Raw genomic sequence first — 24,042 nt, 5'->3', positions numbered from 1 at the left:
CTCTAGAGCTTTTTTTGCTTAATTTAAATTATATTAAAAATGTTGCTCCATCTAATGTTTGTATGATATCTACATTAGGTATTTTTCCTATTGCATAAAATGTATAAATTTTATTTGGATTAAGATTTATTTTATTAGTTAAAGCTATTGTATTGTTTTTAGCTACCTCTATATCCATCTTATACTCTTTTGGATCTAATTCTTCATATTCAGTATAATCCATATATTTTACATTCGAAAATATTTGTTGATTATCCATTAATATATTTACATCAGGTGCATCTGGAACTAAATGAACAAATTTAAATTTAGATGTATTTCCAGTAGGTACTCCCATTTCTTCTTTGATTGGTAGTAAATCTACTTTTCCATTATTAATTATAATTGGCATTGTTATCAGTTCATTGCACTTAACATCGACTGTTTTTTCAACTATCGGTTCATCCTTCGTATCTTTAAGATAAACACTAAATATGTGACTTCCTTCTGGTACATATATATATGGAGTAAACTGTGCAAATCTTATATCATTATAAAAAGGAAATCCATTTATATATACATCCACTTCTTCCCCCTCTGGTATAGCATGCAAAATTCTAACCAAAGAATAGTTTTCTTTGAAATTTCTCATTTATATCCCCCCAAGCATAGTAATCTATACTTTTATAGTATTAATTAACCTATACTTTTGTCACTTATTTCACTTGGTTATGGGCATTTATCTATATATCTGTATCTCTAATTTCTATTTCTGTTCCTTCTGGTGCTTTTATCTTAAATAAACTTTCACCTTCTACTTTGTATACTATTTCACCATTTTTAACTTTAAATTTATTATATCCTAGATCTATTATTCGTTGATATTCCTCTTCAACATTGTCTACTAAAAATCCCATATGCACAGGTCCTGCATTTAAAGAGCTCCACTCATTAAAGTTATCCCCAGCTTTTGGTGTTTGTAACTCTATCATAAAGTTTCCTAGCTTTAACCAAGTATTATACTCTCTAGTATGAAAGTCTGGTGTCTCGCTAACTATTTCAAATCCTAATATTCTAGTATAAAAATCCAATGATTCTTGATATTTTTTAGTCTGAATACATATATGGTGCATCATTTTTATCCCCATATTTTAACCTCCTGTAACTGTTTTCATTTAGAAGTTATCCACTTTTCAACGTTTTATCCCGTTAATATGTGAATAACGTAAAAAATAGCTATTCCAAAATATGTTATTAACAATAATATAGCTTGATTTAGTATATAAGTTTTACTTATAACCAAATCAAGCCATAGTTTGTTTGTAACTTTTTATTTTGATATAGCTTTATTTATTATCTGTCTTCGTTTGTAACATTAAATACGTAAGGTATATTTCTATAATAATCTCCGAAGTTTAATCCGTATCCTACAACAAATTTGTCTTCTATTTCAAATCCGCAGTAATCTGGAACTAATTCAACTTTTCTTCTACTTGGTTTATCTAGTAATACACAACATTTTATGCTAGATGGATTTTTAGATTTTAAGTGACTCATAACGTGGCTCATTGTAAGAGCTGTATCTGTTATATCATCAACTATTAAAACATCATATCCTTCTAAGCTTGAATTTATATCTGATACTACTTTAACATTACCAGTACTTTGCTCTCCATGTCCGTAGCTTGAAGTAGTCATAAATTCAATTTTAACTGGTACAGTTATATTTCTTACTAAATCTGCACAGAATATAAAACTTCCTTTTAATAAAGATACTACTAAAAGATTTTTTCCTGCGTAATCTTTAGATATTTCTGATCCAAGTTCCTTTAATCTAGTTGCTATTTGTTCTTCTGAACATAAAACTTCCCATTTTTTAGTTTCTATATCCATAGTTAATCCTCCACTATATATAATGATACTTTCCATTTTATCGAAGATTATCTCCTTTGGCAAGGAGAATTAATTAACCTTATTCATATCATCCATTACATTTATTATAACCTCATCTGTAACAGACATTCCTTTATCACTTACTCTACCTAAGTTTTGTATACTTTGCTCAACTCTAGCACCAACTATACCGTTCATTGGTGGTACAAAACACTCATGTTTAGCTATTATTGCACTTTGTACTGCTGCTGATGCTGCTGACGCTAATTTTAGCGCACAACCAGCTTTAGCTCCATCACATATCATACCACTTAAGTTTGCTACCATGTTTTCTATAGCACCTTCTATTTGTTTTATATCTCCACTCATTAGCCAAGATATGCCAGCTGTTGCTCCTGTTGATGCTGCAACTCCACATCCACAAACTGCTGATAATCTTCCTGTAAAGTTTTTAACGTAAGCTGTTACTAAGTGAGATATAGCTAAAGCTTTAGCTAATTTTTCATCTGATTGAGGGAATTTTTTGTTGTATGCAACTATTGGAAGTATTGCTGTTATACCATGATTTCCACTACCGTTTGAACTCATAACTGGCATTTTAACTCCTGCCATTCTAGCATCTGATGCAGCTGCTGTTATCATCATAGCTTGATTCATTAAATCATCACCAAGTAATCCTTCTTCCATAGATTGTTTTATTCCGTATCCAACACCTATACCTATTTTCCCACTTAATCCGTAGTTAGCTATTTCTTCATTCATAGTTATTCCTTCTAATAAGAATTCTATGTCTTTTAATTCTAATGCTTCTACATTTTCAACTAACTCTTTTATAGTTACTGTATCCATTATATTTTCTTCTTTTGCTACTGTAGCTGCTACTTCTTGATGTTGTGGCTCTTCATTTAATAAAACTTTTCCGTTTTCTTCTAAATAAACAAAGTTATCATGTTTAGCTCTTATAGCTACTTTAGAAGTTCTTGTAGCTCCTTCTAATTTTACTTCTATATAAACTTTTTCTTTTGTATCCGCTGGTGATATAGATATTGGGTTGTTATCCATATATTCTTCTGCTTTTTTAACTTCTTCTTCTGTTAATGTTTCTAATACTCTTAGACCATTTTCAGAATGACCACCTATAAATCCTAATGCTACTGATATTTTTAATCCTAATCTATCTGTTCCCGGTATTCCAACACACATACCATTTTTATATACATTAGGGCTAACTAATACACTATGCTTTACTATTTCTTCTCCTAATAATTCTTTAGCTTTAGCACATGCTAGTGCAACTGCTACTGGTTCTGTACATCCTAATGCTGGTTTAACCTCAGCTTTTAATATATCAACTAATTTTGCTCTTATATCCATCATAATAAATTCCTCCAATTAAATTAAGTATTATGCTTTATTATATAAGCAAATTTCATGCCAAGTTTTTTTAATGGAAAAATTTTTTTAAAAAAATCACTATTTTATTATAATTCCTTGAAAATTTGCATGTTTATTATAATTTTTTATCTTTATTTTTTATTATTTGTATTAAATAATGAATATTTTTTACATAGACATATATTTCTATGATTACGTTTTCATATTTTTTCTCAAAATAAAACAAAAAAATCTCAAAATGAGATTTAGTCTCATTTTGAGATTATATTATACTTTTCTAACTTTCTGTATAAAGTCGCTCTTGATATTCCAAGAGATTTTGCTACTAGCTCTTTATCTTTTTTATAATTTTTATATTTATTTAGCGCCTTTAAGATTTCTCGTTTTTCTAATTCTTCTAACGTTCTTATATTGTCATCATTTATAACAATCTCTTCTGATTCAATATTGTTAACTCTGTTAGGTATTACATTTCTAGTTATTTTAGGAGTAGATGACATGTTTACACTATACTCTATTACATTTTGAAGCTCTCTTATATTACCTGGCCATGAATAGTGTTCCATAAGTTCAATTACATCTGAATCTATGCCTATAACATCCTTATTTAACTTTCTAGCATACTCTAATATCATAAAATCTATTAGTAATGGTATATCACCTATACGCTCTTTTAAACTTGGTAATTTTATCGGTATAACATTTAATCTATAATATAGATCTTCTCTAAAAGTGCCTTTTTTAACCATACTCTCTAAATTTTTGTTTGTTGCTGCAATAACTCTTACATCTATAAGCTTATTTGAGTTTGCTCCTATTTTATTTAGCTCTTTTTCTTGTAATACCCTTAATAACTTGGCTTGTAAATGAAGGCTCATATCTCCTATTTCATCTAAAAATATAGTTCCTTTATGAGCTAATTCAAACTTTCCTAACTTGCCTCCCTTTTTAGCACCTGTAAATGCGCCTTCTTCATATCCAAATAATTCGCTTTCTAGCAAGTTGTCTGGTATTGCTGCACAGTTTACAGCTACAAATGGGTAGTCACACCTAGGACTGTGATTATGTATTGCTCTTGCAAATAGCTCTTTTCCAGTTCCACTCTCCCCAGTTATAAGCACTGTTGATGTAGATTTTGATGCCATTAAAGCTTCTTTTTTAGTATTATTTATTACTTCACTGTTTCCTATTATGTTATCTAAAGTTATCTTGTAGTCCTTGTTTATCTTATTATAATTCTTTATTGCATCTTTTTTGTCTATAAAGTCTATTACATATCCTTTAAGCTCATTGTTTAATATTATTTTACTTATATTGTAAATTCCCTTTAATTCATACCCATCTATTTTATAATGAAAACTACATGATTTATTGTTCTTAAAGTTGTCTACTGTAGGTGTATTTATAAATTTAAGTATATTGAATATATTTTTAGACTTTATGTTGTTATCTAAGTTAAATATTTCTTTAAACTTAGAGTTATACTTATCTATTTTTCCATTTACATCTATAGACACAATTGCTTTGTCGATACTATCTAAAAGTGTTTCTAATTTTTTCTTTTCTAATTCAACTTCATATGATTTTATTTGAGCTTTTATCTTGCTTGATATCAAGTCAGCCATTTTTCTTAAAAAATTCATTAAGCTATCTTTATTATCTTTTATTAAGTTTGCTTGCTCATCTGTGAAAGCTATTAAGCCTATAACACCATAGGCTTCATTGTCTGATATTATAGGGCAACACACTTCCGCAAACTCCTTACAGTTGCCTTTATTGTAACATTCCTTACATATTTCATCACAGCTAGGATCATCTATTATTATTTCTATTCTTTCTGTTAATGATTTATTGAATGCTGAGTATCCATTTACCTTTTTACCAATTTTATCTAGGTATGTGCCAGTCCCTGCAACTCTTACTAGATCTTGATTAATTATAGTTACATCTACTCCCAATACAGCTTCTATTGCCTCTGCTATATTTTGAATATCTTCTTTTATATATTGTAAATTACTCATTTATATCATTCCTTAATCTTTTTTAAATTAAGTATTTCTTTTATTTCTTTTAATATCACATATATTTTATTTAATGTGAATTGAATAGACATTAATATTACAAATAACATTACTATTATAATTAACCCATAATTTAAATCCATATGTATATCCACTCCTCTTTTTATAAATATTCTTTAGTTAGTATAATTAATTATATTTTTTTATCTATTATTAATAATGGATAATATAAAAGACTAGGATAATCCTAGTCTTTATTATATATTATATTACATTATTTATTTTCTTTTTCCTATATAAATGTATCTCTCATTCTCAACTTCTTTTAAATTTCCTTCAAAGTTTAATTTAGAAAATAGACTTACTATTTCTTGAGGATATCGATAATTTATATTTTCTCCACAAAGCCTATGCTTTAAGTTTTTTAATTTAACCTTTATATTCTTAAGGTTTAAATCTTCTAGTACTAATTCACCATTACATTTTAAAACTCTGTTAATTTCTTTTGAAGCTCGCTTGTAGTCATTAGTGTTATTAAAATGATCTAATATTATTACCTTATCAAAGTATTTATCTTCAAAAGGTAAAAATTCTAGTGATCCTTTAACAACATTACAGTTACAATTGTGTATTAAAGAATAACATACATCTTCATAACAGTTATTTTCTAATATCGTAACGTAAACACCTAACATCCTCAATCTTTTTCCTAAGTTGCCTATATTTCCAACAAGTAATATATTGTTTCCTATATCATACTTGATACTATCTAAAAAACATGTTACATCATCAGAAGTATCTGTCAAATCAGCATTAGGTTCATAATCATGATATAATACGCTTTTCACAGTGTTCCCCCTCTTTGTTTTATACATTTATAAATAACATCATAGAATAGATTATAATCAATAAGGGGCAACTATTCAATATATAAATTTCGTGGTTTTTCTAGGAAATCTTATTCATTGTTGTTTTCACTAGTTTTTTTTATTTTTGAAATTGAAACTTCATATGCAACCTTCTTTAATACAGCTCCATCTTCTGTCTTTTTTTCGTACTCTCTGCTCTGAACTCTACCCCACATTTGTATTCTATCACCAACTTTAAGTGACTTTGCAAACTTAGCATTTCTTCCCCAAACTATAGATGGAATATAATCAGATTTATTATAAGGTCTATTTATAGCTACTAATAAATCCGTTATTTCCCTTCCTAACGGTGTTTTTCTGTATATAGGTTCTTTACATATAAAGCCATCAAGGAAAATGCTATTTGGATCTTTATTATCTTCCTCTGATAATTTTATTTCTCTAACAAATACAGTAAGTACTAATCTATTTTTATTATTAATATTCTTATTATAAGATCTCAATTGTCCAACTATTCTGACAGACTTATTATTTTCAAAATCAATTTCTTCTAATAATCTTTCTGATATAGTTATCGGTAGTACATCATTTGAATTACTTAATCTATTTATTCTTATCTTTGTGTTGTAGAATTTTTCACCAAATATTTCATGACTAAATTCTAATTCTCCATCTAATTCTCCTCTTAGGTTTACTACATTAGTATCATCCTTAACAGTAATCATTTCTTTATCCCCCCACAATTGTTAATTCTTATGTTTTATCTTTCTTATATAATAAATATATTTATATCGGACAATTTTTATTACAATTTCTTCACTTGTATTTAACTTAATTTAATATTTTTTATAGTGAAAGTTAAATTTTTAAACAAAGTTAACATTTTTCAAAAATTAATTCCATTATATGTACTTTTATTTAGATTTTTGAACTCCATTACTATCTATTGTAAAATTTTCTTTATAAAGCATTTCTGAAACTGGAACTATCTTATAATCTTCTTTTTTTAGATTCGTTATTATAGAGTCTAAATATGTAGCACTATTATTTATGTTTGCATGAAATAAAACTATAGAACCTGGTTGTGAATTTTTTACAACTCTTTCTATAACATGATTAGGACCTAATTGTTTCCAATCCATAGAATCTACATCCCATTTAACTACTTGATACCCTAAAGATTTACATATGTCCAATGTTTTTGTATCTACGTCTCCAAATGGAGGTCTAAATAAAGTAGTCTTTTCACCTGTTATATTTGAAATTTTATCTGATGTCAATTCTATTTCTTGTACTACTGCATCTTCTGACAGTTGCTTAGTATTTGCATGAGTGTTAGAGTGATTTCCTATTTCATGTCCTTCTTTATGTATTTTTTCAACTAACTCTTTGTTATCATCTACCCAACTTCCAACTAAAAAGAATGTTGCTTTTACTTCATGCTTTTTTAATACTTTAAGAATGTCATCTATATTATCAGTTCCCCATGCCACGTCAAAGCTTAATGATATTTTTTTTTCGTCTGTATCTACTTTGTATATAGGCATGTTTACATTTCCTTGTTTATAGCATAAATATCTTATTCCATAAACTAATCCAAATATTAACGCTAATGTTAATATTAAAAAAAATGCACTAGATAATAAAGATCTTGTTTTCTTAAATCTAGTATTCATATTGCACCTCCTTTTTATATATATGTCCTATATTTAAAACTTATTTTTCAACATTTCAAAAAATTACTATTAAAATAAATTTATTAATTGGGCAAGCTAAAATCAATACTAATAAAAGGTGGTGCATATATGTTAAATCAAAAAAACTCATTTAATCATATGAATGGTAATCAAGTAAATGGCACTAGATTGCCATTAAAGGCAGAACACCAACACGATCTTAGAGAGTCTCACAAACTTGAAAACGGTATAAGAAAAGACAAAAAGACTAAGATGAACAGAAAATTCACTTAGAATAAAAAATTTTTTCAAATTACGTATATAACATTTAGTTTTGGGACATATTAGTATTAACAACACATACACAAAACAGTTTAAGCAAAATTAAACCAGTGTTGTTAGACATCAAAATATCAGGAGGTAATTTACTATGTCAAGCAAAAAAGCAGTTCCAGCAGCTAAAGCTGCACTAAACCAAATGAAATTAGAAATAGCTAATGAAGTAGGTATAGCTAACTACGATAGCGTAGATAAAGGAAACTTAACAGCTAGACAAAACGGTTATGTTGGTGGTTATATGACTAAGAAATTAGTTGAAATGGCTGAACAACAAATGGCTGGGAAGTAAATAGTAAATTCTGACATCTAGGAAAAAGGCTACCAAATTGGTAGCCTTTTTTTCTTGAATTTTATCCAAATATAATATTAAATAAATTGTGCTTTTATTTTTATATATTTTGGTTTAATATATTATATAGAAATAGTTTACGGAGGATGATATTATGTTTGAAAACTCATCTGAAGAATTAGCTTCTCATAAGCTTTTAATTTTATATGTATTAAATAAAATTAATATGGATTTAACTAATTCTCAAATAACTCAAGTTGTATTAGAAACAGAAATAATGAATTATTTTTCACTTCAACAGTTTTTATCACAACTTATGGAATCTAAGTTTTTAGCTACATATAAAGAATCTGATAGAGAATACTACTCTCTTACTCAAAAGGGTCTTGAAATTTTAGAATACTTTTTAACAAGAATTCCAGAAAATGTAACTAAAAAAATAGATGAGTATATACTTAATAATAAAGAAAGTTTATTATCAGATACTCAAGTAAAATCAAGTTTTGTTAAACAAAGTGATCATGAATTTATTGTTAATTTAAGAGTTATAGAAAATCAATCTAATTTAATAGATTTAAACTTAAATGTTTCTTCGGAGAAACAGGCTAAGCTGATTTGTAACAACTGGAAAAAAAATGCTTCATACATGTATGCTGAAGTAATAGACTTACTTATACGCGATAGCCACTAGGCCTACACACATAAAATTGTTGTAGGCTCTTTTCCTACTTTAATCTCTTTTACAAGTTCATCATTACTTGTATCGTATATCTTTATTGCATTTTTTTGAGTATCTGATACTATTAATAGTTTTTCGTCTTTTGTTATTTCTAATCCTTGAGGATTTCCATCTATATTTATACAACCTAAAAGTTCACCCGTATCATAATCTAATATGCTAATATTTTTGTAACCCAGATCTGCAACATACACTTTATTATCTTTGTAGCTAAAACAAACTTGAACCGGCAATAAAAATCCTTCTAGCACCTTTATTATTTTCATTTTAGATTCATCTAATATTACTATTTTTCCGTCCAATGTAGATGTATATATTTCACTTTTCTTACAATCAATTTTTATGTGCCAAGCCTTAAAGCCTATTTCTTTTTTTCTATCAATGCATTTGCTTAAAGTATCTATACATATAATTGAATTTACACATGGTACATATAACTTATTTTCTATATTATTAAAATCAAATCCATGAGGCATTTCATCTACTCCAATTATTCCAACCGGATTTAGAGTTTTTTGATCTAAAATATAAATACTATTTGAATCTTCATTAGATATAAATAATTCTCCGTTACACAATGATATTTGACTTAGATTACCACCTATTGATATGCTTTCGACTATTTCATTAGAGATTAAATCCAATATATACAAAATTCCATTACTAGAACTTGGTATATACATTAAATTTTTTTCTTCATCAACACAAATATGATGTGGATATATATCCTCCTCTAAATAAATTTCTTTTTCAACTTCAAATTTAGGATAACTTAATATGCTTATGCTCTTTGATAGGTAATTAGAAATATATACTTTCAAATAATAACCTCCCCTCTTTATATACATACTACAATAATATATTATTAATGGCTCTTCATTATGACTATGTTTTATACTTGAAATATTATGTAGATATTGGTATTATTAGGGTAATAAAACTATTTTAATTAGGAGTTCATAATTATGAAAATTACTTTTAAACCAAGTGGGGTTTGTTGTAGAGAGATGATGTTTGAAATCGACGATAATAACGTTATCACTGATGTTGAGTTCGTTGGTGGATGTCCAGGAAATTTAATAGGACTTAGACAGTTAGTTATAGGACAAAATGCACTTGAAGTTGCAGACAAATTAGCGAATATACCTTGTGGAGGTAAGACTACTTCTTGCCCAGATCAATTATCTAGAGCTATACGTCAATCTTTATAACAGCTATTATATTTAAAAATGTTTAATAACTTTTGTTAATATCACACATATCAATAATAATTTTAATAGAAATTGTTATTGATAAAAAAGGTGGCATCTTGCCACCTTTTTTGTATACAATAAACTTTGTATTAATTTAACACTAACATTTTATTAACTAAAGTTCTTACTGTCCCTATCATATATAAAGAACCTGCACTTATTACTATATCATCCTCAGATGAATTTTTTAGTGTATATTCTACAGCTTCTTCTATGCTAGGTTTTGAAACTATATTGTCCACATATTTTGAAATTTTATCTTTTAATTTTTCACTATCTATTGCTCTTGGATTATCTGGTGTAGTAGTTATAACTTTATTAAAATATGGCATAAGTATTTCTAATACTCCATCTATATCTTTATCTTCTAACATACCGATTAGAAGAGTTGCTTTTTTTCCATTAAAGTTTTTGTCTATGGCTTTAGCAAGCGATCTAGCTCCATCTTCATTATGAGCTCCATCTATTATAAATATAGGTTTTTCCATTATTTTTTCTATTCTACCTGGCCATTTTGTATTTATAAGACCTTTTCTTATATCTTCTTCTGTTATGTTTAATCCTTTTGTTTCTTTTAAGAAATCTATAGCGCTTAATGCTAAAATAGAATTGTTTACTTGATGGTCTCCTATAAGTTTTATTTCTAAATCCTCATATTTTTTACCCATTATGCTACAATCATATACTTGTGAATATATATCCGATTGCTTTATATTTATGTCATCAAATTTAACTTCTATATACTTTGCATTTTTTTCCTTACATATATCTTTTATAACATCTTTAGCTTCATCACTTTGATAATAAACTATTGCTGTTCCATTTTCTTTTATTATTCCACCTTTTTCATAGGCTATTTTTGCTACTGTATCTCCAAGTATTCCAACATGATCTAAACTTATGGATGTTATTACACTTACATCTGATGTTTTTATAATATTAGTTGCATCATATCTTCCACCTAAACCAACTTCAAGCGCGACAAAATCAACATCTTGTTCGCAATAATAATAAAATGCCATAGCTGTAACTATTTCAAACTCTGTTGGATATATATCTCCTTGCTCTATTTTTTCTTTTATTAATGTAACAATTCTAGCTACATCTTCTTCAGGTATATTTTCTCCATTTATTTTTATTCTTTCTGTGAAAGTTTCTAAAAATGGCGATGTATACAATCCTACTTTATATCCTGATTCTTTTAATATACTAGTTATAAATGAGCAAGTTGAACCTTTACCATTAGTTCCTGCCACATGTATTACATTTAATTTGTCTTGTGGATTTCCTAAAAGTTCTAATAAGTTTCTCATATTATCTAAGCCTAATCTAATTCCAAATTTGTGTGATTCATTAATATAATTTAATGCTTCTTGGTAGTTCATCCCACTTCCCCCTTAGTCAATTTCTCTTTTATGTGTTTATATGTAAAAGTTGTCCTATTTCCAACATATTAGGACAACTTTATCTACTTTTTATTATAGTATATTTTAACTTTAATAAAAACTAATTTTATTCACCTGACATCATAGTCCAAATTCCAATTTCCTTAAATCCAATCTTATGATATATCTTTCCAGCCTTTGGATTATCATAAAATAAACATAAGCTCTTTCCTTCATTCAATAAATCATTACAAAGATTTGATAAACACTTACTCATATAACCTTTTTCTCTATATCCAACTCTAGTTGCAACACCTACAACCATTGCTGACTTACTATTTTCAGCAGTAGTCTGAGCGATACTTAATATTTCATTTTCATCTTTCTCTATATAATAAGCTCTACCACTTTTATCTTCTATTCTATCTCTTATAATATTTTCATTGTGTTCAGATGTATCAAATTCCTCTATTGTATTTAATATATCGCATATCCTGCTTGCATCTTTTCCTATTGCCAGCTTTACACTATCATCATATCTTATTAAATTTTCTTTATCTCTAAGTTCACAAAAATATGTATCTCTTGATTGTTGATTTTTTAAAATACCATCAAACTTGTATAGTAAATCTTTTTTACCAGATATTAGCTTTTTACCACTATATGATTTTATAATTTCTTTAAATTCATCTAAGTTTTCATTTACATCTTCGTAGTATGGTATAAAATTATTTAAATATCTAAGTAAAACACCTTTCAAATTGCCTATATCATCAAATTTACCCCAAACATCTTGAAAATCTTTATCAAACCCAAACTGCTCTATATCACCTATAAAAAATAAATTTATACTTGGCTGCTTTCCTACATAAGATAATACCAATTCTCTATCCTTTTCACTTAGTTTTTGTATCATAAATTTTCCCCTTTTAAATTATTTAAGGTATATATATTCCCTTAAATTAAATATTATCCTTTAAAAAATATAAAAAAGTCGCTTCGCTCCTGTCCCCAACGACTTCGTCCGTTGCTCAAAAATGTCATTTTTACTTTCACAGAGGTGTTAATATTCCCTTGCTTCATAACTCACTAACAGTTTTTTATGTATTATAATTCCCTTAAGCATAAAAAAGCTAACTCAGTAAATTATGAGTTAGCTTTATATATTAATTATTTATATACTTTTCAAATACTTCAGTAAAATCTTTATTACTATATTTTTTTCTTAATGCTTCCATCCAATCTAAATTGAAGTTAGTTAAATCATGTACTATGTTTGTTACATTTCCTTCTATTACACATCTTGATAAAGCTTCATTTGCCATTTTTAAACCATTAGTACCATCTTCTATTGATATATAATTTTTCCCTTGAAGTTTTCCTATCTCAACTAAAGCCTTATATAAATCTTTTAGTTGTTCTAATTGATTTTTATCTACGTCTATACTAAATGCTTGGTTTCCAAAGTTAAACTTTATTTCTATATCTAAGTCTACAGTTCCAGCTGTCTCTAAGGTTACTGAATGAACTTTTTCATAATAAAATTCATGTCTTTCTACTGTTCTTTTCTTGCTAACTGCACTTGCTCCATCTACATGTAAAAGTCCTCTATTAGTAAACACATACTCATCAGATTTAGACTTTATTACAAAGAATATTTTTTCTCCATCTTCATGCATTATATAGTCATCGCCATCAACCTTATCAAAATCTTTAGGCTCAATTATTTTTCCAATGTCTGATAGACCTAATGTATCTGCTGCTATTTTTCCAAATAAGTTCCCTGCCATTTTACCCTCCAAAATTTATGTTATTTTACTCATATTATACCACTAATAAGTATAAATATATTTACATATTGTAATGTTTATAGCGTTAAATAATCTAAATAAAATAAAGTATAAAAATGATTAATTTATTAATTATAATTTTAATAATTTTTAATATAAAAAGATTATAATCTTATATACAATTTTTCAAAAAAAGATTATAATGTAGTTAGAATTCTAAACATGATAATTACAGGGGGGATTGAGTATGAAAAAAGCTTGCATTATGATTCCAATAATATCAATATTGGCGTTAAGCGGTTGTTCAAAACTTGATGATTCACAGATATCAGAAGTTAAAAGCGCCGAAGATTCTGCTAAATCAGAAGAAGCAACTGATAGCTCTACGTCTGATTTAGATATAGGTAAAGAAGTTAGAAAGAAATTTGACCAATTAAAATCAGGAAATAAAGATGAAACACTAAATACTGAAGTTAAGGATAGCTCTCAATCTAATTTAGAGTTATCTAATGATATAAGAAAAAAACTTGATAAATTAAATTTTGAATCAGCTTCAGACAATCTAAAAAATAATTCAACAACTTCAAATTCATCAAGTTCATCAAATAAGTCTAGTATAAATATACCAGACCTAAGTGATACATCTTATAAATTAAATAAAATTAACGATAAATTAGATTCTGTTGAAAGTAATAAAAGCCAATTAAAATCTAAAATAAACGATGCTAATTATAAAATTTCTAATGCTAAATCGACTATAAATGATCTTAATAATAAAGTAGATAAAGCTGGTAAAGACTTAAATACTACTTTAAATGAAAGTAATCAAAGACTAAATGATTTATTAGATAAAAGTAATAGAATCAAAGATATTATTTCAGAAAAATTAGATATATTTTCTAACTAAAGTATAAACTAGGGGTTATATCATCTTTGATATTTAAGCCCTTTCTTATTGAAAATATCCAACATTTTTTAATAAACAAAAAGAGTGTCTTAAAAATAAGACACTCTTTTTTATTTATTATTTCATTTTAGCTTCTATGTTAGCTATTCTTTCTACAACAGAGTTCATCATTTCTTCAAACTTTTCTTTCTTAGCCTTTTCTTCATTTACTAAGCTTTCTGGAGCTTTAGCTAAGAAACCTTGGTTTGAAAGTTTTCCGTTAACTCTCTTTATTTCGCCTTCTAATTTAGCCTTTTCTTTGTTTAATCTATCTAATTCTTTAGTGAAGTCAACTAATTCATCAAGTGGTATAAATATTTTAACACCTTCTATAACAACACTTACTGCATCTTCAGGTATATTAGTTTCATTTTCAACTATTTCAACTACTGATGCAGATGCTAATGTTACAAAGTAATCTTTACCTGATTCCATAGCTTCTTTCTTTTCAGCTGTTGGAACTATTATAACCTTAGCTTTCTTTGATGGTGGTACATTCATTTCCGCTCTTACGTTTCTTATGTTTCTTATACCATCCATTGTTAAGTTCATCATTTCTTCTTCTTTAGCCATATTATCAGCTTCATTGTAGTGAGGGAACTCAGCTACTACTATACTTCCTTCTACTGTTGGAAGATGAGTATATATTTCTTCTGTTATAAATGGCATATATGGATGAAGAAGTTTTAATATCTTCTCTAGTACATATGTCAATGTATATAAAGCTGTTTGCTTAGCTTCTTTATCTTCAGAATATAATCTTGGTTTAACTATTTCTATATACCAGTCACAGTACTCTGACCATGCAAAATCATATATCTTTTGAGCTGCTATACCTAAATCAAACTTATTCATGTTATCAGTAACTTCTTTAATAACGTTGTTTGCTCTTGATATTATCCATTTATCAGCTAATGTCATATTAGCTTCTACAGACTCTCTAGTTACACCTTCCATTATTTCTTCATCTATGTTCATGAATACAAATCTTGATGCATTCCATAATTTATTAGCGAAGTTTCTTGATGCTTCTACTCTTTCCATGTAGAATCTCATGTCATTTCCTGGGGAATTTCCAGTTGCTAACATGAATCTTAGAGCATCTGCTCCATATTGGTCTATTACTTCTAATGGATCTATTCCGTTTCCTAGAGATTTACTCATTTTTCTACCTTCAGAGTCTCTAACTAATCCATGTATTAATACATGTTCAAATGGAGTTTCTCCCATACAGAACATTCCTGCAAATGCCATTCTAACTACCCAGAAGAATATTATATCGTATCCAGTTACAAGTACACTTGTTGGATAGTAGTAGTTTAATTCTTCTGTATTGTTTGGCCATCCTAAAGTTGAGAAAGGCCATAATGCAGAAGAAAACCATGTATCTAGAACATCTTCGTCTTGCTTGAAGTTAGTACATCCACATTTACATTGTTTTGGCATTTCTTTAGCAACTACTACTTCACCACATTCTTGGCAGTAGTAAGCTGGTATTTGGTGACCCCACCATAACTGTCTTGATATACACCAATCTCTTATATTTTCTAACCATTGAGTATATGTTTTATCAAATTTATCAGGAACGAATTCTAAATCTTTCTTCTTTAATATATCTAAAGCAGGCTTAGCAAGCTCGTCCATTTTAACGAACCATTGATCAGAAAGTCTTGGTTCAACTACAGTTTTACATCTATAACAAGAACCTACATTGTGGTTGTGGTCTTTTATTGCTATCATGTATCCTGCTTCATCTAAGTCAGCTATAAGTTGCTTTCTGCACTCATATCTGTCCATACCTTCGTATTTACCAGCTAACTTATTCATAGTTCCATCTTCGTTCATTACATTTATCTTTTCAAGATTATGTCTTTGACCTACTTCAAAGTCATTAGGGTCATGAGCTGGAGTCATTTTAACTGCACCAGTACCAAACTCTAAGTCAACATAATCATCAGCAACTATTATTAAATCTCTTCCTATCATAGGAAGTATAGCATGCTTACCTACTAAGTGCTTATATCTTTCATCTTCTGGATTTACAGCTATACCTGTATCTCCTAACATTGTTTCTGGTCTAGTTGTAGCTATTTCTAAGAATTCATCACTACCTTTTATTGGGTATTTTATGTGATAGAATTTACCATCATGCTCTTCGTGCTCAACTTCAGCATCTGATAAAGTAGTCTTACAATCAGGACACCAGTTTATTATTCTATTTCCTCTGTATATTTGACCTTTTTCATATAGTTTCACAAAGAACTCAGTAACAGCTTCGTTACATCCTTCATCCATTGTGAATCTTTCTCTATCCCAGTCACAAGAATCTCCTAACTGTTTCATTTGGTCTACTATCTTTCTACCAAATTCATTTCTCCAGTCCATAGCTCTGTCTAGGAATTCTTCTCTTCCTATTTCATACTTAGTTTTTCCTTCTTGTTCTTTTATTCTCTCAACAACTTTAACTTCTGTTGCTATAGATGCATGGTCAGTTCCTGGTTGCCATAAAGCTTCATAACCGTCCATTCTCTTCCATCTTATAAGTATATCTTGTAATGTATGGTCAAGTGCATGTCCCATATGTAATTGCCCTGTTATATTTGGCGGTGGAAGCATTATTGTAAATGGCTTCTTATTTGGGTTTGGCTTAGACTTGAATAATCCATCTTCAACCCACTTTGAGTATAATCTAGATTCAAAATCTTTAGGATTATACGTTTTTGGTAAATTAGTATTTTCCATTGTGTTTCCTCCTTATTTATAATTAATATAATTATTTGCTTTTAAGCTTTGTTAGTTTATTGCAATAAAAAAAGCTCTTCATCCTATAATAAGGACGAAAAGCTCGCGTTACCACCTTAATTCCACAAACTATACTATGCTTAATTTCCCCAACGATATAACATTCAGTCACATCCGTTGTTTAAATTCACATAGTTGAAAATAATTAAACTTATTTTCATAGTTATGGCTCTCAATAGATTTTAACGATTCACACCGTCTAAGCTTACTGTTAGTTCAGCTTAGAAACTCCGAAGCTACCTTCTACAAATCTATTCCAAGAAGACTTTTCAGCCTATGAGTCTTCATCTCTTTTGGTAGTATTTATATACTCCTCTTCATCACAGTTTTTATTTTCATTTATTATTTAATTATATCCAATTACTAATATTATTGTCAATTATTTATAATAATATATACCTTATTTTAAGTTTTACTAATATTTTTATAAGTTTTTATCCCAATAATTTCTAGGTTGTGTATCTTCTGTTATTGGTAATATTTCATATCCTCTATCTTTTAAAACCTTTATCATACTATCTAAAGCTTTTACAGTTTGCTCTTTTTCATGCATTAATACTACTAAATTTGGATTATCTCTTCCATAATATAGTACGTTACTTACTATAATATCAGTAGTAGCTCTCCAGTCTTGAGTGTCTAAGTTCCAGTCCCACATCTTATATCCATTTTCTTTTAATAATTCATGAGATGCATCTGGCATATAAGGTTTACTTCCATAAGGAAGTCTTATTAATTTTGATACTTCTCCTGTTATACTATAAAAAGTATTTCCACATGTTTCAAACTCTTTTAATGTATTTTGTGGTGTTTTATATAATTGCTTTATATCATGTGATACGCTATGAAATCCTGCACTATGACCATCTTCTTGTATTCTTTCTACTTCATCTTTATGAAGTTTCATATTACCATTAATCATGAAGAATGTTGCTTTAACATTATTTTTTTCTAATATATCTAAGATTTCATTTGTATATTTTGATGGTCCATCATCTATAGTTATATATGCTATTTTTCCGGATCTCGGTATTGGACCTTTTTGCTCCGGTGTTGTTACTTTTTTCATAATTTCTGTAAGTGTATTATCTCTTATTAAACTTTCTACTTCGTTATTTTCTGTATAGCTACTAGTTTCTTTAACATTTCCCTTAAAATAATTAAAACTTATTACTGAACCAATTATTGCGATACATACTATAGACACAATAATAGATATGTTAGATTTATACTTCATCCCCCTAATCTCCCTCTCATATAATAACGTTAATTATTATCTGTGATATTTCTACTAAATATTTTTAGCACTTGTTCTTCTTCCTTTTCTCCTAACGACTCAATTCTTTTTATTCCCATCATAGTTAAAAACTGAATTACATTTAAATTTTCAAATGGTGTCTGCATTTGAGTTTCTTTGCAATAATCCTCTACATATTTTGTCCCTTTTTCAACTGGCAAGATTCGTTTTGGTCCTCCTACGCATCCACCTACGCATCCCATTCCTTCTATAAAAGTAGCACTTATTTCATTATTGCTTAATTTCTCTAGTCCTTCTTTACATTCTTTTACACCTTGGAATGAATGACTTGTGAATTTTATATCTTCATTTATCCTCTTAGCTGACGTTTTTATAGCCTCACTAACACCTCCACTTTTAGCATACACACGTCCTGCAAATGAAGATTCTACTCTCTTTTCATCTTCTTGATCTACTAAATTAACATTTAATGCATTAAATATTTCTTCTACTTCTTTAAAAGTTAAAACAAAGTCTATAGCTCCCTTTAGCTCATCTATAACTGCTTCTTTTTTCTTTGCCATACAAGGACCTATAAATACAACTTTTGCATCTGGATTTAATAATTTTATAGATCTTCCACAGGCTATCATAGGAGATACTGATGGTGAAACATTTGGTAATACATGTTTAAAATTATTTTCAATCATTCCTACCCATACAGGGCAACAACAGCTAGTTATAAAGTATCCTTCTGGATTTTCTTTCATATGCTCACAATATTCATAAGCCTCTTTAGCAGTTAATAGATCCGCTGCTAAGGCAACTTCTAACATATCTTCAAATCCTAAAAACTTTAAAGCTGATCTTAACTTACCAGGAGTTACTTCATCTCCAAACTGACCTACAAAAGCAGGGGCAACTATAGCATATACTGGACAGTCTTTATCTTTTAATAAATTTACCATTGGCATAAATTGTATCTTGTCCGATATTGCACCTATATTGCACTTTGAAACACAATCACCACATGAACTACAAGTATTGTTCACATTACAATTAATATGCTTTTCTTTTACAAAACATTCCTCTTCTTTATTAGTTCTATCACAATACTTACATGCTTGAGAAATTATAGATATTATTGGTTGAGTAACCTCATTTATATTCATAGCTTCATACGCTAACTCTTTTAATGTTAAATCATATTCTTCTGATACATCTAATCCCATTGTTACTCTCATTAAGTTTGTTATAGTCTCTTTATCGAATTTTTCATATACATCCTCCCCTATAATTTTTTGAGGAATATTATCTATCTCTTCTAAATTGTCTTCCCATACTAACCTTATCAACTCATTAAACAACTTCATCTTATAGTCATCCAAAATTTTTGTATTTAAATTAATCGATTCCATAAAAAAATGCCTCCTTAATATTACTTATATAGGTAATATTTACAGAGACACTGTTTTTTATTTATATTTTATTGATTATTCATTAGATTTATTTATATTATGAAGTAATTTTATTTCTTCTATAATTTTGCTTAAATGATAATTAAAAACAGGGCTTTTACTTTCATGTAAATCCCATTTTATATCTTCTAGCTTATGCAATTCTTTTATCTTTTCATAGTTATCTTGACTTAAATATAGCTTTTTCTCTAATAATTCAATAGACTGCATATGAAAATAAATTTCTCTACTAATGCACAAAGCACTTCCTAATTTTTCAATATCTACATCATTTCTACTATAATTTAATTCATCAACCAATTTAGAATATACACTTTCGACTTTTTTAATTTCTTTTTCTAATTTTTTAATTTCAAAACTTGCTTTATTTACTATTTTAGATTCAATAAATTCAACCGTTAGCTTCTCAATTTGTTTAAATTCATTTATAGTACTATCTAAATAGTCTGGTCTAGCTATAATATAATTTATTAATACACCTACTACTACACCTATAGATGTGTCTAGTACTCTATGAAAAGAATACTGAGCTGGATTTGAGTCTATTATTCCTAAATGTATAGATAAAAATGTTACACATGCTACAACTATGGATTTATTTAGCTTAAATAAATTACATACATAAATAGTCGCCATAACACCTATTCCACATAGTATAGGATTACCTGGATCAATCAAAACAATTAAATATCCTATTATTCCACCTAAAATTGTCCCCTTTACTCTATTTATTCCTGCTTTCATAGATCCTTTTACAGTATCTTGCATAGATATTATACACGCTGTCGCTGAATAAAAAGGGCTCTCAACTAAAAGTCCACCCAAAATTACACACAGCATAACTGCTAAACCTGTTTTTGTGGTCCTCATTCCAATCTTTTGCAATTTCAAAATCTTACCTCCTGGTCGTAGAAACATTTAACTTTATATGACCTTTTTAGATATTTTTTATACTACTTTAATATTATCTATATAAATACATTATTTGTCGATAGTATTTACTCATATTTATATATAAATTCCTACAACGCAAAAAGGGGACTATCTTTTCAGATAGTCCCCAGCTATATATAAACTTTTAGTTAGTTTATTATATTATTCCTTGGCTAAGCATTGCATCTGCAACTTTTAAGAATCCTGCTATATTAGCCCCTACTACGTAGTTTCCTGCATGACCATATTCTTCAGCAGCATTTTTAGATGCTTCGAATATATTTTTCATTATAACTTTTAATTTATCTTCTACTTCTTCAAATGTCCAAGATAATCTCATACTATTTTGAGACATTTCTAGAGCTGAAGTTGCAACTCCACCTGCATTTGCAGCTTTAGCTGGAGCTACTAATAATCCTTTTTCTAAGAAGTATTCTACAGCTTCATTAGTACAAGGCATGTTAGCACCTTCACCTATAACTTTAGTTCCATTTTCAACTAATATCTTAGCTGAGTCTATATTTATATCATTTTGAGTAGCACATGGCATAGCTATATCACATTTAACAGTCCATATTCCTTTTTGACCTTCAACGTATTGAGCTCCTTCTTTTCTGTTAACATACTCTTTGATTCTTTTTCTTTCAACTTCTTTTATTTGTTTAACTATATCTAAATCAATACCATTTTCATCTACTATGTATCCAGCAGAGTCACACATAGCTATAACTTTAGCGCCATGTTCCATAGCTTTTTGAGCTGCATATATTGCAACATTTCCTGATCCAGATATAACTACTCTCTTACCTTCAAATGTATCTTTATGGTAATTTAACATTTCATTTACAAAGTATACAACTCCAAATCCTGTAGCTTCTTTTCTAGCTAAAGAACCACCGTAAGTTAATCCTTTACCAGTTAAAACTCCAGCATCATAAGAGTCTCTTATTCTCTTATATTGACCAAATAAGAATCCTATTTCTCTAGCACCAACACCTATATCTCCAGCAGGCACGTCTATGTTAGGTCCTATATGTCTATATAACTCTGTCATGAAACTTTGACAGAATTTCATTATTTCATTGTCTGATTTTCCTTTAGGATCGAAGTCAGATCCACCTTTACCTCCACCTATTGGTAAACCAGTTAAAGAGTTTTTAAATATTTGTTCAAATCCTAAGAATTTTATTATTCCTAAGTTAACAGATGGATGGAATCTAAGTCCTCCTTTGTATGGTCCTATAGCACTATTAAATTGTACTCTGAAACCTCTGTTAACATGTACATTTCCATTATCATCTACCCATGGTACTCTAAACATTATTTGTCTTTCAGGTTCAACTATTCTTTCTAATATACTAGCATCTATATACTCTGGGTGCTTTACTAAAACACCTTCTAAAGAATGTAAAACTTCTTCGATTGTTTGATGGAATTCAGATTCCCCTTTATTTCTTACTTTAACATCTTCTATAACCTTTTCAATTACTTGCTTTACATTTTTTTCCATATTAATAGCCCCCCTTTTAACTTTAGAAAAACCTTTTCTCTTACATAGTAGTATTTTGTTGTCCTATTTTCAATATCTTTTTTGTAAAAATTTTCTTACTTATTTTAATTAACAAAATCACACTTTAGTGTTAATATAATTACATTTTCTTATCGTATTACATTATTTTTTAAGGTTTTATTAATATAGAATTTTCTGACTTTTAAAGCTGTTTGACAATATTTTCTTATACTTATTTACTTTTATATAAATATATTTTTTTACATAAAATTCGCTTTGATTGAGCCACTGCGTGGGCGCTATCTTTTACTTACTATAAGTTTCTTAATATTTCAAAGTTTAAATTATTTATCTACAATTATAATGTAATCATAATTTTTTTATACGTAAAAAAGACTATTAAATTTATATTTTTAATAGTCTTTTGCTTTTTAAAATGTTTTAACTTCTCTTAGCATGTTTATATAATTGTTAGCTATCCAGTACTTATCTATATCCATATCTATTGCATCGTATATATCACATACTCTACAATACAATTTTTCTATATATTTTGAATCAGAAGCTTTCTCTGGAAGTATCTCACATATGTAATCTTGTAGATCTCTGTTTTCTTTTTCGCCTTCCATTAATACCTCTAATAAATTTCTATAATTCTTTTGTTTGCTCATTACCTTTCCCCCTCATTAATTTTTTATATTTAGATTATGGAAAGATAATAAGTTTTTTAAACCTATTTTTTAATTTTTTTTTAATATACAAAAAAAGAAGGGTAAAATATAATTTTACCCAATCTCTACCATATCGCCTTTTATAGCGTATATTAACTTTTCACATACATTAGTAATATGATCCCCAATTCTTTCTAGGTATCTACCTACAAATAACAATCTAACACCTTGATTTACTGTAGCTGGATTTTGATTCATAATTTCTAAGCAATCTATATGAATTTGAACATATAAATCATCAATTCTATCATCTTGAGCTGCTATTTTGTAGCATAGCTGTTCATCTTCATTCTCTAATGCTAATTTAACTTGAGACAGCATATCCTTACATTCTTTTGCCATTTTAGGAATATCTATTAGTGCTTTTATATATGGTTCTTCTCCTATTTTCAGAGTCTCTAAAGCTATATTTACAGCATAATCGCCTATACGCTCTAGTTCTATAGCTATATTCCCTAGCGCATATACATATCTTAAATCTTTTGCCATAGGTTGTTTTAAAGCAATTAATTCAATACTTCTATCTCTTATATATTCTCTTAAAGTATCAATTTCATCATCTTCTTCTATAACTTTTTTAGACCCTTCTAAATCTTTTCTTACCATGCAGTCTACAGCTTTATCAACAGCATCTTCACATCTTTCAATCATAGTAAGAGTGTATTGCTTAAGTGTATTTATACTTAATTCTAAACTTGTATTAACCATATAAAAAATCCCTTCTTTTAATATTATCTAATATTTAATTCACTATAACGTGATTTTTAAGCAACGGAT

Annotated in this window: 25 protein-coding genes and 1 other annotated feature; of the genes, 5 read left to right on the top strand and 20 right to left on the bottom strand. The window is 28.3% G+C overall.

The features are described from left to right. Positions 1 to 28: 28 nt before the first annotated feature. From BLP75_RS13630 to BLP75_RS13595, 9 genes are all read right to left on the bottom strand, one after another. A complete protein-coding gene (locus BLP75_RS13630) occupies positions 29 to 631 on the bottom strand; it encodes a DUF4397 domain-containing protein (RefSeq protein WP_092727091.1) in 603 nt (200 codons plus the stop codon). Between the two features lie 91 nt (positions 632 to 722). Beyond that, positions 723 to 1,127 carry a VOC family protein gene (locus BLP75_RS13625; RefSeq protein WP_092727090.1) on the bottom strand — a complete coding sequence of 135 codons (405 nt, stop codon included), beginning with the start codon at positions 1,125 to 1,127 and terminating at the stop codon, positions 723 to 725. 205 nt (positions 1,128 to 1,332) lie between these two features. After that, positions 1,333 to 1,872: a hypoxanthine phosphoribosyltransferase gene (gene hpt, locus BLP75_RS13620; protein WP_092727089.1), complete on the bottom strand. Its 540-nt coding sequence runs from the start codon at positions 1,870 to 1,872 to the stop codon at positions 1,333 to 1,335. 69 nt (positions 1,873 to 1,941) lie between these two features. Further along, positions 1,942 to 3,249, bottom strand: a complete 1,308-nt coding sequence (locus tag BLP75_RS13615; RefSeq protein ID WP_092727088.1) for an L-cysteine desulfidase family protein — start codon at positions 3,247 to 3,249, stop codon at positions 1,942 to 1,944. Between the two features lie 269 nt (positions 3,250 to 3,518). Continuing rightward, complete coding sequence (locus tag BLP75_RS13610) at positions 3,519 to 5,288, bottom strand: sigma-54-dependent Fis family transcriptional regulator (protein ID WP_092727087.1); 1,770 nt, start codon at positions 5,286 to 5,288, stop codon at positions 3,519 to 3,521. A gap of 5 nt (positions 5,289 to 5,293) precedes the next feature. Then, positions 5,294 to 5,431, bottom strand: coding sequence for a hypothetical protein (locus tag BLP75_RS18190; RefSeq protein WP_170139048.1), 138 nt, complete (start codon positions 5,429 to 5,431; stop codon positions 5,294 to 5,296). Between the two features lie 135 nt (positions 5,432 to 5,566). Continuing rightward, the gene (locus BLP75_RS13605; RefSeq protein ID WP_242872439.1) at positions 5,567 to 6,136 is read right to left on the bottom strand and encodes a class I SAM-dependent methyltransferase; all 570 of its coding nucleotides are present in this window, start codon (positions 6,134 to 6,136) and stop codon (positions 5,567 to 5,569) included. Positions 6,137 to 6,246: 110 nt separating this feature from the next. Continuing rightward, positions 6,247 to 6,882, bottom strand: a complete 636-nt coding sequence (locus tag BLP75_RS13600; RefSeq protein ID WP_092727085.1) for a single-stranded DNA-binding protein — start codon at positions 6,880 to 6,882, stop codon at positions 6,247 to 6,249. A 189-nt stretch (positions 6,883 to 7,071) separates the two neighbouring features. Further along, positions 7,072 to 7,833: a polysaccharide deacetylase family protein gene (locus BLP75_RS13595; RefSeq protein WP_092727084.1), complete on the bottom strand. Its 762-nt coding sequence runs from the start codon at positions 7,831 to 7,833 to the stop codon at positions 7,072 to 7,074. A gap of 87 nt (positions 7,834 to 7,920) precedes the next feature. Here BLP75_RS13595 and BLP75_RS18005 point away from each other — a divergent pair, with 87 nt between their 5' ends. The 3 genes from BLP75_RS18005 (at position 7,921) to BLP75_RS13585 (ending at position 9,152) form a co-directional block, all read left to right on the top strand. Beyond that, positions 7,921 to 8,127 (top strand): hypothetical protein, encoded by a 207-nt coding sequence (locus BLP75_RS18005; RefSeq protein ID WP_139149844.1) that lies wholly within the window; start codon positions 7,921 to 7,923, stop codon positions 8,125 to 8,127. Positions 8,128 to 8,263: 136 nt separating this feature from the next. Further along, positions 8,264 to 8,461 (top strand): alpha/beta-type small acid-soluble spore protein, encoded by a 198-nt coding sequence (locus tag BLP75_RS13590; RefSeq protein ID WP_092726898.1) that lies wholly within the window; start codon positions 8,264 to 8,266, stop codon positions 8,459 to 8,461. A 154-nt stretch (positions 8,462 to 8,615) separates the two neighbouring features. Next, entirely contained in the window at positions 8,616 to 9,152 is a 537-nt protein-coding gene (locus BLP75_RS13585; RefSeq protein WP_092726896.1) for a DUF4364 family protein, read from the top strand. Positions 9,153 to 9,154: 2 nt separating this feature from the next. Here BLP75_RS13585 and BLP75_RS13580 read toward each other — a convergent pair whose 3' ends face one another. After that, positions 9,155 to 10,021: a YncE family protein gene (locus tag BLP75_RS13580; protein ID WP_092726895.1), complete on the bottom strand. Its 867-nt coding sequence runs from the start codon at positions 10,019 to 10,021 to the stop codon at positions 9,155 to 9,157. A 144-nt stretch (positions 10,022 to 10,165) separates the two neighbouring features. Between BLP75_RS13580 and BLP75_RS13575 the strand changes: the two genes are divergently transcribed. After that, a complete protein-coding gene (locus BLP75_RS13575; protein ID WP_092726893.1) occupies positions 10,166 to 10,411 on the top strand; it encodes a TIGR03905 family TSCPD domain-containing protein in 246 nt (81 codons plus the stop codon). A 131-nt stretch (positions 10,412 to 10,542) separates the two neighbouring features. On the opposite strand, the gene BLP75_RS13570 is transcribed toward BLP75_RS13575, so the two are convergent. The 3 genes from BLP75_RS13570 to BLP75_RS13560 all read right to left on the bottom strand — a co-directional run bounded on the left by BLP75_RS13570 (position 10,543) and on the right by BLP75_RS13560 (position 13,628). Then, positions 10,543 to 11,838 (bottom strand): bifunctional folylpolyglutamate synthase/dihydrofolate synthase, encoded by a 1,296-nt coding sequence (locus BLP75_RS13570; RefSeq protein WP_092726892.1) that lies wholly within the window; start codon positions 11,836 to 11,838, stop codon positions 10,543 to 10,545. A gap of 127 nt (positions 11,839 to 11,965) precedes the next feature. Beyond that, positions 11,966 to 12,754 carry a GNAT family N-acetyltransferase gene (locus BLP75_RS13565; RefSeq protein ID WP_092726891.1) on the bottom strand — a complete coding sequence of 263 codons (789 nt, stop codon included), beginning with the start codon at positions 12,752 to 12,754 and terminating at the stop codon, positions 11,966 to 11,968. A 250-nt stretch (positions 12,755 to 13,004) separates the two neighbouring features. Continuing rightward, positions 13,005 to 13,628 (bottom strand): PH domain-containing protein, encoded by a 624-nt coding sequence (locus tag BLP75_RS13560; protein WP_092726889.1) that lies wholly within the window; start codon positions 13,626 to 13,628, stop codon positions 13,005 to 13,007. A 247-nt stretch (positions 13,629 to 13,875) separates the two neighbouring features. On the opposite strand from BLP75_RS13560, the gene BLP75_RS13555 reads away from it, so the two are divergent. Next, positions 13,876 to 14,535 carry a hypothetical protein gene (locus BLP75_RS13555; protein ID WP_092726887.1) on the top strand — a complete coding sequence of 220 codons (660 nt, stop codon included), beginning with the start codon at positions 13,876 to 13,878 and terminating at the stop codon, positions 14,533 to 14,535. A 117-nt stretch (positions 14,536 to 14,652) separates the two neighbouring features. Here the strand turns inward: BLP75_RS13555 and BLP75_RS13550 are convergent, their stop codons facing one another. From BLP75_RS13550 to phoU, 7 genes are all read right to left on the bottom strand, one after another. Continuing rightward, positions 14,653 to 17,316: a valine--tRNA ligase gene (locus BLP75_RS13550; RefSeq protein ID WP_092726886.1), complete on the bottom strand. Its 2,664-nt coding sequence runs from the start codon at positions 17,314 to 17,316 to the stop codon at positions 14,653 to 14,655. Positions 17,317 to 17,403: 87 nt separating this feature from the next. Further along, positions 17,404 to 17,709 (bottom strand) — a binding site (T-box leader). 91 nt (positions 17,710 to 17,800) lie between these two features. Then, positions 17,801 to 18,613, bottom strand: coding sequence for a polysaccharide deacetylase family protein (locus tag BLP75_RS13545; RefSeq protein ID WP_092726885.1), 813 nt, complete (start codon positions 18,611 to 18,613; stop codon positions 17,801 to 17,803). Between the two features lie 29 nt (positions 18,614 to 18,642). Further along, positions 18,643 to 20,031: a [Fe-Fe] hydrogenase large subunit C-terminal domain-containing protein gene (locus BLP75_RS13540; protein ID WP_092726883.1), complete on the bottom strand. Its 1,389-nt coding sequence runs from the start codon at positions 20,029 to 20,031 to the stop codon at positions 18,643 to 18,645. 75 nt (positions 20,032 to 20,106) lie between these two features. Beyond that, on the bottom strand, positions 20,107 to 20,982 hold the full coding sequence (locus BLP75_RS13535; RefSeq protein WP_092726882.1) for an FUSC family protein: 876 nt from the start codon (positions 20,980 to 20,982) through the stop codon (positions 20,107 to 20,109). A 199-nt stretch (positions 20,983 to 21,181) separates the two neighbouring features. Further along, positions 21,182 to 22,534: an NADP-specific glutamate dehydrogenase gene (gdhA, locus tag BLP75_RS13530; protein ID WP_092726880.1), complete on the bottom strand. Its 1,353-nt coding sequence runs from the start codon at positions 22,532 to 22,534 to the stop codon at positions 21,182 to 21,184. A gap of 431 nt (positions 22,535 to 22,965) precedes the next feature. After that, entirely contained in the window at positions 22,966 to 23,205 is a 240-nt protein-coding gene (locus BLP75_RS13525) for a hypothetical protein (protein WP_092726877.1), read from the bottom strand. A 114-nt stretch (positions 23,206 to 23,319) separates the two neighbouring features. Next, positions 23,320 to 23,973 carry a phosphate signaling complex protein PhoU gene (gene phoU / locus BLP75_RS13520; protein ID WP_092726875.1) on the bottom strand — a complete coding sequence of 218 codons (654 nt, stop codon included), beginning with the start codon at positions 23,971 to 23,973 and terminating at the stop codon, positions 23,320 to 23,322. Positions 23,974 to 24,042: the final 69 nt, after the last annotated feature.

Origin of the sequence: Romboutsia lituseburensis DSM 797, assembly GCF_900103615.1 — a bacterium.
GTDB lineage: Bacteria > Bacillota > Clostridia > Peptostreptococcales > Peptostreptococcaceae > Romboutsia_F > Romboutsia_F lituseburensis.
The sequence above is the reverse complement of the archived record's forward strand: the minus strand, read 5'-3'. Positions and strand labels throughout refer to the sequence as shown.